Source organism: Aquirhabdus parva (assembly GCF_003351745.1).
GTDB lineage: Bacteria > Pseudomonadota > Gammaproteobacteria > Pseudomonadales > Moraxellaceae > Aquirhabdus > Aquirhabdus parva.
Genome location: NZ_CP031222.1, coordinates 2,139,452 through 2,153,792, shown reverse-complemented (window position 1 = coordinate 2,153,792; position 14,341 = coordinate 2,139,452). Strand labels below are relative to the sequence as shown.

The window sequence follows — 14,341 nt, the reverse complement described above, 5'->3', positions numbered from 1 at the left end:
CGAATTTGATTTATAGCAAGTGAGGCCGTTCATCGTTGGAACAGAATATTTTTGCCCGCGATGCCCAGTCTTTTAGGCCTTTGGTATTGGCGACTGTCGCTGCAATTGTACTGATGATTGCAGATTGGCAACATCCCGAATGGTTTGACCCAGCCCGAAGGTTGACGCGTGCTGCGCTTGATCCCCTCTACGTCTTTGCAAGTTACCCGGTGTTGTCTGGCGATTGGTTGAGTGAGCAAGCTCAATCAGAAGAAGTCCTGCGCCGTGAAAATGCGGCACTTAAAGCAGAGCGCTTGCAAAATAATGTCCGTTTGCAAAAATTGGCGGAACTTTCTGCAGAAAATACACGCTTACGCGGTCTTCTTAATACCCCGTTGATTATTGATGGTCGGATGATTATCAGTGAAATTATCGGTACTGACCCCGATCCTTTACGTCATATTCTCGTGATTAACCGCGGGGATGTTGATGGTGTCTTTATTGGACAAATGGTCTTGGATGATAAAGGGGTCGTCGGGCAGGTTGTTGAGGTGCTGGCGCATAGCGCACGTATCCTGCTGATTTCAGATAAAGAGAATGCTGTATCCGTGCGGATTGAGCGGACTGGGATGCGCGGAATATTAGCGGGTACTGGGGATAGTGGGCGCTTAAGTCTACAATATGTACCTAATACTGCTGATGTCCAAGTCGGTGATCGTTTATTTACATCTGGTTTGGGCGAGCGTTTTCCCGCAGGCTATGCTGTGGGTGTCGTGTCCGCCATCCAGCATCATGGCAGTAGTGAATTTGCGGATATTGCGATCAAGCCTTTGGCTCAGTTAGAGGGAGGACATCATGTGATCTTATTGTTCTCAGCACCGCTTGCAAAGGAGCAGCCGCATACGGAACCCGCTAAGCCTAAATCGACTAAACAGCAATCAAGTGGACCGCGTTATGTCGCGCAATAATCCCTCATCTTCGATCAAGGACAGTCGCTCGCTCAGTAAGCCTGACCCCATGTTGCCAATTCCAGTCAGTCTGTTGATTGGAACAATTCTGACTGTTTATCCCGTCCCTTATACTTGGCTTGCTTGGCGTCCTGAGCTGATGCTTATGCTCACATTGTTCTGGGTGATGGTACAGCCGAAATGGTGTGGAATCTGGTTCGCTTTTTTTGTGGGGTTATTGACTGACTTTATGCTGGACAGTCAGTTGGGCCTGCATGCGTTTGTTTTTGTGGTCTTAAGCTTCCTTGCTAAGTTTTTCATGCGTAATAAGCGTATGCTGACTTTCTTGAATTTATGGATTATTTCGACGGTTGCCGTGCTTTCGAATCTCATTCTCCTTTTTATTTTCCAGCGAATTAGCGGTAATGTGTTATCCCTTTGGTTCTGGGGCCCTTTGCTACCCAGTATCATTGTTTGGCCGCTCATTTATACTTTTCTCAAACGCTGGCGAGGCGTGTAATGCCTCACTCGATACAAAGTTCAGATGCTGATATTGATCGCGAGTCACGGTTAATTGTTCTCGCTTCGACCTCTCCACGGCGTAAAGCCTTGCTTGAACAAGTTGGGCTTATCTTTACGACAGCAGCAATTGATATTGATGAGTCAGTGCATACGGATGAGTCTTCTGCAGATTATGTGGTTCGTCTTGCACAACAAAAAGCACTCGCGGCTGTTCCTGATTTTTCATCACAAACGCTGATCATTGCTGCTGATACAACGGTGACGATTGATGGGTTAATTCTTGCGAAGCCGACTGATCGGGATCATGCTTTCTCGATGTGGCAATTGCTGGCTGGGCGGACACATCAGGTTATGACGGGTGTAGCCGTGGCTTGTGGCGAAGAGATTGTGACATGTAACGTTGTAACTGATGTTGATTTTATGATGTTAAATAAGCTGCAAATGCAAGAGTACTGGGATACGGGTGAACCTATAGGTAAAGCAGGGGGCTATGCCATCCAAGGTTATGGTGCTGCATATATTCCACGCATTAATGGTAGTTATAGTAATGTTGTGGGTTTACCTTTAGTGGAGACATTGGCACTCATCAGTCATTTTAAAAGACCTTTAGAAAGGTGATATGGACTGTTAACGCTGCTATTTTTTGTTGCGAAACGAAGGCTTGAATAAGTTATGACCGAAGAGATTTTGATCAATGTGACGCCCATGGAGTGCCGTGTTGCACTCATTGAAAATGGAAGTGCACAAGAGCTATTTGTCGAGCGGACAACTCGCCGCGATCTGGTCGGTAATATTTATAACGGTAAAGTGGTACGTGTGTTACCAGGTATGCAAGCCGCGTTTGTTGAAATTGGTTTAAGTCGTACGGCTTTTCTTCATGTTAATGATATGGTTTGGCCACGTAACCAGCCTGCGCCGAATATTTTTGAACTTCTGCATGCTGGTCAACAAGTGACAGTGCAAGTCATGAAAGATATGCTCGGGACGAAAGGGGCAAGGTTAACCACTGATTTATCCATTCCTTCGCGCTATTTAGTACTCATGCCGTATGGTCAGCATATTGGTGTCAGCCAAAGGATTGAACAAAGCGAAGAGCGTGACCGCTTAAAATTGACCATTGAAGAAATTCAACAAGCCAGTGAGCTTCCGGGCGGTATTATTGTACGCACCGCTGCTGAAGGGGTGAGTCATGCCGATATCGAACGCGATATGCGCTATCTGGCGCAGCTCTGGAAACATGTTCAAGAGCGTAGGACTTCTGCAACGACAGCGTTGATCTACGAAGAGTTACCTCTGCCGGAAAGAATTTTGAGAGACTTGGCCAGTGAGGAAACGGCTAAGATCTATGTTGACTCACGCGAAGCACATGTCAAAATCATGGAGTTTGCCAAAGAGTTTGTCCCCGTGGTTGCTGATCGTATTAGTCACTATCCGGGTGAACGACCACTTTTTGATTTGCATAATGTGGAAGAGGATCTACAGCGGGCATTACAATCGCGCGTCGATTTGAAGTCAGGTGGTTATCTGATGATCGACCAAACGGAAGCCATGACGACCATTGATGTCAACACGGGTTCCTTTGTGAATGGACGTAACCTCGAAGACATCGTATTCAAAACCAATCTAGAAGCGACGCATGTTATCGCCCGTCAGTTACGGCTCAGAAACCTTGGTGGGATTATTATTATCGATTTCATCGATATGCAGGAAGAGGCACATAAAGCTGATGTGCTTGCTGCACTCGAAAAAATGCTTGAACGTGACCACGCCAAAACAAAGATTACGCAAGTTTCTGAACTTGGCTTAGTGGAAATGACACGGAAGCGTACCCGTGAGTCATTAGAACACTTACTCTGTGAAATGTGCCCCACTTGCCAAGGACGCGGCTATGTGAAAACTGCTGATACGGTTTGTTATGAAATTTTCCGCGAAATCATGCGCTATGCACGGGCTTACCAAGCGCCTAGTGGCTATACTGTAGTTGCAAGCAATGCCATTATTGATAAATTATTATCGACTGAAGCAGCAGCTGTTGCTGATTTAGAGCACTTTATTGAACGTGTAATTAAATTTCAGGCAGAAAGCCTCTATACGCAAGAGCAGTATGATATTGTTTTAGTTTGATATTTTATTGAAATAAATGGACTAAAATAGAAAAGTGAGATAATTTAAGCAATTAGGAATTGTTCTCATCTATTATAGTCTGTTACAGGTTCGATGCGAAAACACGGTACACTTTGGTGAATCACTTCTATACTGACTTTGAAGCGGAAATACAGAGTTTGTTATTTCCACCAGTTTAGGAGATTCATCATGCAACAGTCAGTTCAAAGTAATTCGAACCACAGTGTCCAAGTGGGCGTGACTCATATGCAAGCCGCTTATGGTGTATGCCATTTGGTCGATGAACAAGGCCGTGAAATCAAAATCACCGAAGCGATGATTTTAGATGCTTTCGCGTCATTGAAAAAGCGTTGCTGCAATCAAGCCGCTGCATAAGTAATCCATACGACTGATATCAATCAAGATTTACTTTTCTTTGCGGGTCACGCAAAAGGATAGAAAAGTTAAAGATGTGAATGTATTCAGTGTATGTGTACTCAGAATTAATTTAATCAGACAGGTATAGCCTGTCTTTTTTTATGCCTAGATCAAAATGGCTGATGAAGTGAAACAAACCTCGTTATAATTGAATCACACTTAAAATAATGCTTTTTTTAATATGTCTTATTCCCCACAAAATTTACTACCAGTTGATGACCTAATTGCTCAGCTTTTGTCGAGTGCGGAGCTTTCTGCACCTGAAAATGAGAACTGTCCATTAGATGCTGCTTTAGGGCGTGTTTTATCGGAGTCGATTATTTCGGGGATGGATGTTCCCCCATTTGATAATAGCGCTATGGATGGTTATGCACTGGCTTGGAGTACCAAGTTACAAGACCAAATTCTCACGGTGAGTCATACCACTTACGCAGGTCAAGCATCAGCTGAAATCATGCCTGATAGTGCCGTGCGGATATTAACGGGTGCGTCGATTCCGCGTGGTGCTGATACGGTGATTATGCAGGAGAACGTTACGCATTCTGTGACAGATGATGTGGTTACGATTCAAATCAATCAACAACCAGCTCAAGGTGAGAATATACGTCGTGCAGGACAGGACATTGCAAAGGGGCAATTGGTTTTTTCTGTAGGGACACGCTTAGGTGCAGCAGAAATTGGCTTACTGGCAAGCCTTGGCATAGCAACTGTTAATGTGTATCAAAGACTTAAAGTGAGTGTGATTGCAACAGGTGATGAACTGATCGAAGTCGGTCAGCCTCTTGTTGAAGGGCAGATTTATAACAGTAATGCCCCGATGCTTGCCGCATTGCTCAAATCTTTAAACGTTCAATTGATGCGGGTTGAACATGTGCCGGATCAGCCTGAACGGCTCCAAGAGATATTAAGTCTTGCTGCGACGGACAGCGATCTCATTCTAACTACGGGTGGTGCGTCTGTCGGTGATGCAGATCATTTAAAATCGGTGCTGACTCAAATTGGTCGTATTGAGAATTGGAAGATCGCTATCAAACCTGGCAAACCGTTGGTATGGGGCGAAGTGAATACTAGGCTGCGAAACGTTCCCTTGGTTGGCTTACCCGGAAACCCTCAGTCGGTTTGGGTTACTTTTTTGATTGTTGTTTTACCATATTTAAAGGCTTTGCAGGGCCAGCGTGTTCGATTAATTCCGCAAAGCGTGAAAGTGCCAGCGGGTTTTGCACGTCTAAAAAGCCAAGGCCGGCGTGAGTATCTTCGGGTGCGCTTGATTGATGGCCAATTGATACCCCACGGCATGCAAAGCAGTGGTGCGTTGATGTCTGCAAGTTGGGCTGATGGTTTTGCTGTTGTTGAGGTTGGTCAGACATTTGATGTTGGTGATCTTATTGAGTATTTACCCATGAGTGGTGTTTTCGGTTGATTTGAGGGGATTATTTCTTTTTCTTCATCTCATGTTGCGATGATCAAGCGCATACAAATGCAATATTTGATAAGTGCGTCAGGGGTGCTAGGCTACTCAGCAATGGTTTGACGGATAGGGCTTTGGCACTTATGCAATCGATAAAGCTCCTATCTTTATCGTCAATCATTTGCTGATATGGAATATGACTCATGGCAGCCAGCCGCAAGACACCCACTTATGATCTATCCGCACTCATCTCTTTATATGGGGAACCGACACGCGTTTCGATCAGTTCGGACAATGTGATCTATGGTATTGGTGTTAATGGCCAGTCGAATGCCTATGGTTCCAGTAATGGGCATTTGGAAACTCAGCCAGCAGGTTATCCTGAGTGGCTATTGGCCCATGACCCTATATTGGCCTCGAAACCGATCTATCCTTTGAATGCACTGATGCTGGATGGCGTGAATCCTCGTCAGTCTGGTGCCATATCGACAAAATTTATTCCTCTTCTAGAATCGCGCACGGATATCGGCGGGGAGACCCTATGTACAAGTCTGGTTAATCATCTTCTTCAAAAAATGAGTCTGGCTACTAATCTTCTCCCCACGTTTGTAGCATTTGTTTGTGCACAAGGTTCGGCTTCATATGCCGATCTGAAGCGCGGTTCGCGTTGGTATGCCAATACGCTCATTGCGATTCAAAGTGCTTTTGATATCGCACAATCTGAAGGCAGGCAATATATACAATTGGCCATGCTTTGGATCCAAGGTGAAAGTGATAACGCAAATACGCTTAATCTGAGTGTTAATGCACGCAGGGCTATGCTTAAGCAGCGTGAGCGTGATATGACTGCGGATATCAAGGCCATCACAGGTCAGACTCAGGATATTATTTTTTTTGAGGTACAAATTGCGGGTTCGGTGAATAGTCGTGTCGAGCCAGACGGCGCATTTAATCAGCACGTCAAGCAGGCTTCTATCGAGATGGATGGGGATGGTAACAATCGCTTAGCTGGGCCTTTTTATCAGATGCCGACTAGTGGAAATGGCTTAAATCAGATTCATATGGATAATAAAGGGCAAAATGAATTAGGGCAGCGCTGTGCTCAAGCAATTTTGGCAGAGTGCTTTGGTTCTGGTTGGCGTGCATTTAAGCCGATTAGGGACTCTTTGCGTTGGATCAGTAAGAAGCAATTTATTTTAGAATTTGATGTTCCGATCCTACCCATTGTAATCGATACATCATCAACTCAGGTTTCGACCATTGGTCTGGGCGGAGGCTTAGGCTTTTGGTTCGATGATTATTCAGATTTCTCTTCAAGAATTTCCTCTATATCTGTAGTCGGTGATCATAGCTTGCAATTTAATCTTTCTGCTGCACCATCAGGAAAATCCGTGCGGTTGTCGTATGCTATGCGTGCAACAATCCTACCACCGAAAGGATATAGTGGACCTTATGGGCCATTGTGTGGTCCTCGGGGATGCATTCGAGACAGTACACAGGATGTGAATTTGTATACAGGACAAAAATCTTATAATTGGCTGAATGCCTTTTATATTCATTTCAATTATCCGTATTGAGATGAAATAGAGGAGGGGAAGTTAATTCAGCGGTAGGATATACGAGATTAGCATGTAGGGTGATTGCTTGGGCTGGAGAGTTGAAGTTTTCAGAGAAATAAAAAAACCGGACACTTTCTTCAAGTGGTCCGGTTTTTATGCGCTTTTTATGATTTATGCTGCAATGCAGCATGTCACATTATTCAGCTGCGCCTTCAGCGCCTTTCTTCGCAAAACGACCAAAGCGTTTGTTGAAGCTAGCGACACGGCCTTCAGTCTTCATCTGACGAGTTTCGCCAGTGTAGAATGGGTGCGATGCACTGGAAATATCCAAAGAAACATATGGATAGGTTTCGCCATCGGTATGTGTATGGGTTTTTGCAGTCTTGACGGTTGAACCGATCAAAAAGAATTTGTCAGCAGTTGTATCGTGAAACAGTACCGGACGGTAGTCTGGATGAATATCAGCTCTCATTAGGGGATTCCTGGCAGTTGTAGCTTGGCGCGCATTCTACCAAAAAAATACGACAAATGTTGGGGTTTTTACAACATTTTATGAATTTCATTCCCCAAGGGCATACTTGATGACCTTGGGGTTATTTCATTTAAAAATCAAAATATTACTCATCTAGAGAGATGTCTGAAGTGAGCCGCTCCAAAATCACGATTTCATATTCTAGCAATCCCAGCAAACTTTGGATGCTTGGCAGTGTCTTCCGGCATGCAATAATGCCGACTTCTAGCTTATCGCGATAACTGGTCAAAGTGATATTGGTCGCTTGACCATCCATAACAATGGATACCGGATAGAGCGCATCCAGCATGGCACCATTCCAGTATAAAGTTTCTTTAGGACCCGGTACGTTTGAGATTACGATATTGAAGGATTGTAGTTTGGGTGCAGCACCCGTCACCAGATTTAGACCCGCCATGGAAAATACGATGCCGGTATAATTTAACAGCTCTCCACTGGTCATTCGTTTCATGCGCTGTTTGGCATTGTTGATACTGGCGCGTATCACATTCAGTCGTTCAAGTGGATCATTCAGGTGCGTAGCGAGATTGGCCAGAATAATGGCAATCGCATTACCGCTGTCATCATTTTCTTGACGGATTGAAACCGGAACCATCGCAATTAAAGGTTTGGCTGGCAGGGCATTTTGATTGCTGAGGTAAGCACGCATCGCTCCTGAACAGATCGCCAATATGATGTCGTTAATCGTCACACTTTCGCCTAGAAACTTGGTGAGTTTTTTTGCGATATCGCGCAGGCGCTGTAAATCATAGGATTGTGCAGCAAAACGACGTGATGCAGATACAGGCTGATTCAGGATACTACGTGGTGCTTGAAAAACTGACACGTAGTTTGGGTCGCTACGCTGAGTAATGGCTGTATACACTTCACGGGTGACATTGGGTGCAATTTGAATTTGTTTGGCAATGGTATTCAGAAATTGCGTGGTTTTACTCAAAGTAATCCCAACTTTCTTATGCCGTGTATCTTTGACTGCCCAAGGGGGAACAATATCTTCGGTGACAGGGAAAGGGGAGAGAGCACGCTGAATTAGCTTCATACCGCCGACGCCGTCGGTGAGTGCATGATGGATTTTGAAGTACATGGCAAAGCGGTTGTCTTCAATACCTTCAATGACATGACATTCCCATAGTGGTTTTGCACGGTCAAGCAGTGCTGAATGCTCTTGAGAAACGTAGGTCAAGAGTTCTCGAATACGTCCAGGCTGCGGTAATGCAATATGTCTAAAATGTTGATCAATATCGAAGTCATCATCCTTGTCCCAAAAATATCCATTCAGGACTTGGTTAAAAGGTTGGACTGGTTTTTCTGTGGATGCTCGAATAGATTGTACGAATTGCCAAACAAAATCTGAAGGCGCATGCTCAGGCAGTTTGAATAAAAATAAGCCACCCACATGCATGGGTTGTTTGCGGCTTTCTAGTGTTAAAAATAGTAAATCAATTGGGCCTAGCGCACGCATATATAACCCCTTCTCCTTGTTAGGAATGCAGCAATCAATGCTGATTCATCGTTAATTGTAATTAGTTTGATTAATATAGCATGAAGAGTGCCAAGTTAGGATGACAGGATTTGAACGACTGAATTTAATTTATGGCGTTAGAGATGATAAATTTTCATTTATTCATTATTAAAATTCATTATGTTAGCGTATTTTCTTTTTAATTTAATTTCTAGCTGCGATCCCTCTGTCTGTGGCCACAGGTTGTGACAACAATTCAAACATGGCTGCTGGGTGCATAATCCTGTACGCTTACAGTTCTTCTGTGGATGTGTTCATTTTTGCGGGCGTGATTGTTATGCAGCCGTATCGCATCCACATTGCCCCTTCCGATGTGCTCATGATTCATAAACTTTTTTATAAATCATTGAGCATATTATGCATTTGCTGCCCATACTCCCTCCGACGCCTCCTGTTGAAGTCAAAATTAGTACAGTTATTGTAGGTGATCACGCTTTTACCCTTCAATCACTCAAAGATAAACAACAATTTTCAGATCCAGAAGGCGTGGCTGAACGTGCAGGCATATCATCATCCACATGGCCGCTGTTTGGAAGCTTATGGCCTTCTGGTGTAATACTCGCTGAATTAATCAGTATTCATGAATTGGATGGATTACGTATTTTGGAGTTGGGCTGTGGGTTAGGGCTTGCCAGTTTAGTGGCCCATCAGCGCGGTGCAGACATTACGGCCAGTGATTATCATCCGATTGCACAAGATTTCTTTGCGATTAATGTGATGCTTAATCATCTTGAGCCTATGCACTTTGCACTGTGTGACTGGGAAAAGTTACAGCCTGAGTTAGGTTTATTCGATCTGATTATTGGTAGTGATTTGCTGTATGAGCCAAATCATCCCGCTTTATTGTCTGCATTTATCCACCGCCATTCTAAGCCTCAAGTTGAGGTGATTATTATTGATCCTGATCGTCGTCAGCAGCGTGAGTTTACGCGTGCGATGGAGGGGTTAAATTATATTTATAGCATGGCAAAAGCATCAATCGAGCAAACCGATAGACTGCTTTTTAAAGGCAAGATTATGACCTATCGTCGTGGTTAATTATGAGAAATTGTGAACTAATTATCACTAATTACAGAAAGTCAATAGTTGGTATGTGAATTGCTTGTTGTTTCCCGTGATATAAATTTTTTGTGTGGGTAACGCACTGTTTATCCTTCATAAACAAAATTTAGGGGATATTGATGTTAAATCGTGATCAATTGCAAGAACTAGGACGATTCAAGTTGTTGATGCGCAAGATGCACAATCAATCAGTACAAATAGAACGGTTTCTGACTGATTTTGAATATCAATCAGCAATGCTGGATATTGCTGAGGAGTTTGATGACACGGATTTAGAGAACGATGAGTTGATCATGCTATCTCTTACTTTACGGTCTCGGTTTGGTCGCTTAGGGCATGGTGATGAGGCTTATGCATCCATTGTTCCTGTACTACACCATCCTGCTTCGGATCATGCTCACCCGACTCATCAGCCTGCACCTGAGCCAACTGCTGCGTCGACTGCGTCGACGAATTCAGTGTCATTGCTACGTTCCATAGGCAATTCTGTCGCTTCTGCGATGAGTGCAAAAGAGCCAGAGCCAAGTCAAGCCTCGACAACAACCGAGCCTGAGATTGATAAAAAACGTTATGTCATGAGTCTTCGTTGAACCGAACAGTCTTTTTTACATATTGAATGCATTTAATCTTTATTCATACGTGAAATCATTATTTTACTTTCGAAATCTATAGTCTGTAATCGAGCCGCAATGGCTCTTTTTTTTGTATAAATTTGAATTTTTTTATATATAGGTGCTTGAAAAAAGCACTATTACTACGCATTTATAGATTATCTCAAATCATAAAAGAGTGCGGTTGTCCAATTGTGGCACCGCTTCACAGCTGATGAGGAAAATATATGCGTTTTGAAAAGTTTACAGATCGGTTGCAACAAGCGTTATCCAATGCTCAATCCCTTGCGGCAGGTCTTGATCATACAGGGATTGAAGCAATACACATTTTAGCAAGTCTGCTGGACGAGCCAGCGAATGTCAGTTTGCTCACTCAAGCGGGTGCAAATATACAAACGCTGCAGTCGCGTTTGCGTCAAGCCATTGCTGATGCACCAAAATTAGCAACACCAAATGGCGATATTAACTTGACCCCTCAAGCGGTCAGAATCTTGAATCTTGCGGATAGCTTTGCCCAAAAAGCTGGTGATGATTATATTGCCAGTGAGTGGGCACTGCTAGCACTCGCTGAACAAGGTGAAACCAAGAAAATCATTGAGGCTGCTGGTAGTGATGCCAAGCGTTTACGTGCTGTGATTGAGCAAGTTCGAGGGGATAGCAAAGTGAATAGCAATAATGCAGAAGATCAACGTGAGGCTCTTTCTAAATATACGATTGATCTGACTGAGCGTGCTCTAGCAGGGAAACTTGATCCGGTGATTGGTCGTGATGATGAAATTCGACGCACCATTCAAGTGCTTGCACGTCGCACCAAAAATAACCCTGTGCTCATTGGTGAGCCAGGTGTAGGTAAAACAGCAATTGTGGAAGGTCTTGCCCAACGTATCGTCAATGGTGAAGTGCCGGAAGGATTGAAAAATAAGAAGGTGTTGTCTTTAGATCTCGGTGCTTTGATTGCAGGCGCAAAATTCCGCGGTGAATTTGAAGAGCGTTTAAAGTCAGTCTTAAACGATTTGGCCAAACAAGAAGGGCAGGTCATCTTGTTTATTGATGAACTGCATACTTTGGTTGGTGCTGGTAAAGCCGATGGTGCGATGGACGCGGGCAATATGCTCAAACCCGCACTGGCACGTGGTGAGTTGCACTGCGTTGGTGCCACAACCTTGGACGAATATCGTCAGTATATTGAGAAAGATGCTGCGCTTGAGCGTCGTTTCCAAAAAGTGATTGTTGATGAACCTTCCGTTGCCGATACGATTGCAATTTTACGCGGTTTAAAAGAGCGTTATGAATTGCATCATAAAGTCGAAATTCAAGATTCGGCGATTATTGCAGCTGCACGGATGTCGCATCGATACATTACCGATCGCAACTTACCGGATAAAGCGATTGATCTGATTGATGAGGCGGCGAGTCGTCTGCGTATGGAGATGGACAGTAAACCTGAGGTTATGGATAAGCTTGAGCGCCGTTTAATTCAGTTAAAGATGGAACGTGAAGTCCTCAAAAATGATGAGGATGCACGTAGTCAATTGCGTTTGATCGATACTCAGATTGAACAGTTGGAAAAAGAGTATGCAGATTTAAATGAGGTTTGGCTTGCAGAAAAGGCAATTGATAAAGGTGGTAAACAAATTCTCGAAGACCTCGAAAATGCGCGTATTGCTTTTGCAAAGGCTGAGCGGGAAGGCAACTATGCCGAAATGGCTCGTCTGCAACATGGTGTGATTCCTGAGCTGAATAAACAATTGGCACAAGGGCAAAAAGATGAAGATGCAGAAAAACCAACCCTGCTGCGCAATAAAGTGACTGATCAGGAGATTGCGGAAGTCGTTAGTGCGGCTACGGGTATTCCTGTCAGTAAAATGATTCAGGGTGAGCGCGAGAAGCTCTTACATATGGAAACTGAGCTGCATAAACGAGTCGTAGGGCAGAACGAAGCTGTTGTTGCAGTTTCTAATGCGGTACGTCGTTCACGTGCTGGATTGTCAGATCCGAATCGTCCTAGTGGCTCGTTCCTCTTTTTGGGAGCAACGGGTGTGGGTAAAACCGAACTTAGCAAAGCCTTGGCGAACTTTTTGTTTGACAGCGATGATGCCATGATTCGAATCGACATGAGTGAGTTTATGGAGAAACACTCTGTCAGTCGTTTGGTCGGTGCCCCTCCAGGATATGTCGGTTATGAAGAGGGTGGGACGCTGACTGAGGCAGTGCGTCGTAAGCCTTATAGTGTCGTGCTGCTTGATGAGGTTGAGAAAGCTCATCCCGATGTCTTCAATATCTTATTGCAGGTTTTGGATGATGGGCGTTTGACGGACTCACAAGGCCGTACTGTAGACTTCAAAAATACTGTGATAATCATGACCAGTAATCTAGGTTCGGCTGCTATACGCGAGCTGGGAGACGATGCTCCTGCTGATCAGGTCAAAGCGGTTGTTATGGAGGCGGTTGGGGAACATTTCCGCCCAGAGTTTATCAACCGGATTGATGAAGTGGTTGTTTTCCATCAATTGGGCCAAAGTCAGATCAGAGGGATTGCGGATATTCAACTGGATCGTTTACGTCAGCGTTTGGCGGATCGTGAGATTGATTTAGTGCTTGATGATTCTGCATTTGATCAATTGGTTAAGGTTGGCTATGACCCAGTGTTTGGTGCCCGCCCATTGAAACGCGCGATTCAAGCCGAGATTGAAAACCCGCTGGCTTCGCGTATTTTATCGGGTGAGTTTGGTGCTGGTGATACCATTACTGTCAGTGCTGATTCGGATCAGAGTAATTCATTAAAGTTTGAACGCGCTCGATTCCATTAATGAACTAAATGGTTAACTATTTGGTTTGTTAAGTGATTAGAAGCAAATGAAAAGACGAAGTGATCTTCGTCTTTTTTTATTTTCAGAATACGCTACATTAATAATGATCTCTTCGGTTGCGTGTTTGTATAATATTTGATAGATTCATTAAACAATATAATAATTCCTCAGCGTTGTTGTGCTTGGACAGGAGTCTAGCAAAATGGAAGTGTCCCCTCGAATGAAGGACGCGGAGAGTGATTTTCTAAAATCAAAAAACTACTCCGTATTCGTGAAAAAGTTATCTATCGCCGTCATGATTGCTTCTGCAACCACGTTCGCACCCGTTCACGCTGCGTCACAATTGACCGATGCTGAATTAGATACCAAATTTCTGGATGTGCCGATCAAGTCTCCCTATCTCACCAAGAAAGAAGCTGACCGTCAGTCTGCTGCGGCTGGCAATTCAGACGCTACGTCTGCGACCGCTTTTGAAAATGCACAGTCAGTGTTGGTAGAGTCCCCAGAGGGCTTAAATAACCCACTTTTATCGGGTGTTGAGCAAAGGATTCGTTCATTAGGTGTTTCTGATGTCGCAGGTGTCCCTAATGGGGTTGCTAACTCCGGTATAGAAATTCCATTTGGTGCCGAAAATTACAGTTTTAAATGGGCGGGTAACGTCGATCAGGTTTATGTCGCTCCACCAACGAATATCGATTATCTACAGAGTGTTTATGGTGCGGATGCGGAGTTTTATCTGACCAAACCTCAAGTTGTTCGTATTGAAGCGACATCACATCGAACAAATTAATATATAGCCTGTACAGAGCATAAAAAAGACATCATTTAGATGTCTTTTTTTATGGTTG

Annotated in this window: 13 protein-coding genes; 11 read left to right on the top strand and 2 right to left on the bottom strand. The window is 44.1% G+C overall.

Annotated features, from left to right (window positions below; genetic code table 11):
* Positions 1 to 35: 35 nt before the first annotated feature.
* From mreC to HYN46_RS09670, 7 genes are all read left to right on the top strand, one after another.
* Complete coding sequence (gene mreC, locus HYN46_RS09700; protein WP_114899200.1) at positions 36 to 947, top strand: rod shape-determining protein MreC; 912 nt, start codon at positions 36 to 38, stop codon at positions 945 to 947.
* Complete coding sequence (mreD, locus tag HYN46_RS09695; RefSeq protein WP_114899199.1) at positions 934 to 1,446, top strand: rod shape-determining protein MreD; 513 nt, start codon at positions 934 to 936, stop codon at positions 1,444 to 1,446. The genes mreC and mreD overlap by 14 nt, the downstream gene beginning before the upstream one ends.
* Positions 1,446 to 2,066, top strand: coding sequence for a Maf family protein (locus HYN46_RS09690; protein ID WP_114899198.1), 621 nt, complete (start codon positions 1,446 to 1,448; stop codon positions 2,064 to 2,066). The genes mreD and HYN46_RS09690 overlap by 1 nt, the downstream gene beginning before the upstream one ends.
* 54 nt (positions 2,067 to 2,120) lie before the next feature.
* Positions 2,121 to 3,572 carry a ribonuclease G gene (gene rng, locus HYN46_RS09685; protein WP_114899197.1) on the top strand — a complete coding sequence of 484 codons (1,452 nt, stop codon included), beginning with the start codon at positions 2,121 to 2,123 and terminating at the stop codon, positions 3,570 to 3,572.
* A gap of 189 nt (positions 3,573 to 3,761) precedes the next feature.
* Positions 3,762 to 3,947: a PA1571 family protein gene (locus tag HYN46_RS09680; RefSeq protein WP_114899196.1), complete on the top strand. Its 186-nt coding sequence runs from the start codon at positions 3,762 to 3,764 to the stop codon at positions 3,945 to 3,947.
* Between the two features lie 223 nt (positions 3,948 to 4,170).
* Positions 4,171 to 5,409, top strand: a complete 1,239-nt coding sequence (locus tag HYN46_RS09675) for a molybdopterin molybdotransferase MoeA (RefSeq protein ID WP_114899195.1) — start codon at positions 4,171 to 4,173, stop codon at positions 5,407 to 5,409.
* Positions 5,410 to 5,600: 191 nt separating this feature from the next.
* Positions 5,601 to 6,974: a sialate O-acetylesterase gene (locus tag HYN46_RS09670; RefSeq protein ID WP_114899194.1), complete on the top strand. Its 1,374-nt coding sequence runs from the start codon at positions 5,601 to 5,603 to the stop codon at positions 6,972 to 6,974.
* 178 nt (positions 6,975 to 7,152) lie between these two features.
* Here HYN46_RS09670 and HYN46_RS09665 read toward each other — a convergent pair whose 3' ends face one another.
* The gene (locus HYN46_RS09665; protein WP_114899193.1) at positions 7,153 to 7,428 is read right to left on the bottom strand and encodes a type B 50S ribosomal protein L31; all 276 of its coding nucleotides are present in this window, start codon (positions 7,426 to 7,428) and stop codon (positions 7,153 to 7,155) included.
* Positions 7,429 to 7,573: 145 nt separating this feature from the next.
* Positions 7,574 to 8,950, bottom strand: a complete 1,377-nt coding sequence (locus HYN46_RS09660; RefSeq protein ID WP_114899192.1) for a WS/DGAT/MGAT family O-acyltransferase — start codon at positions 8,948 to 8,950, stop codon at positions 7,574 to 7,576.
* Positions 8,951 to 9,367: 417 nt separating this feature from the next.
* On the opposite strand from HYN46_RS09660, the gene HYN46_RS09655 reads away from it, so the two are divergent.
* The 4 genes from HYN46_RS09655 to HYN46_RS09640 all read left to right on the top strand — a co-directional run bounded on the left by HYN46_RS09655 (position 9,368) and on the right by HYN46_RS09640 (position 14,283).
* The gene (locus HYN46_RS09655) at positions 9,368 to 10,048 is read left to right on the top strand and encodes a class I SAM-dependent methyltransferase (RefSeq protein ID WP_114899191.1); all 681 of its coding nucleotides are present in this window, start codon (positions 9,368 to 9,370) and stop codon (positions 10,046 to 10,048) included.
* Between the two features lie 143 nt (positions 10,049 to 10,191).
* Positions 10,192 to 10,662 (top strand): hypothetical protein, encoded by a 471-nt coding sequence (locus HYN46_RS09650; protein ID WP_114899190.1) that lies wholly within the window; start codon positions 10,192 to 10,194, stop codon positions 10,660 to 10,662.
* 248 nt (positions 10,663 to 10,910) lie between these two features.
* On the top strand, positions 10,911 to 13,493 hold the full coding sequence (gene clpB / locus HYN46_RS09645) for an ATP-dependent chaperone ClpB (protein ID WP_114899189.1): 2,583 nt from the start codon (positions 10,911 to 10,913) through the stop codon (positions 13,491 to 13,493).
* Positions 13,494 to 13,695: 202 nt separating this feature from the next.
* Complete coding sequence (locus HYN46_RS09640; RefSeq protein WP_162818144.1) at positions 13,696 to 14,283, top strand: hypothetical protein; 588 nt, start codon at positions 13,696 to 13,698, stop codon at positions 14,281 to 14,283.
* Positions 14,284 to 14,341: the final 58 nt, after the last annotated feature.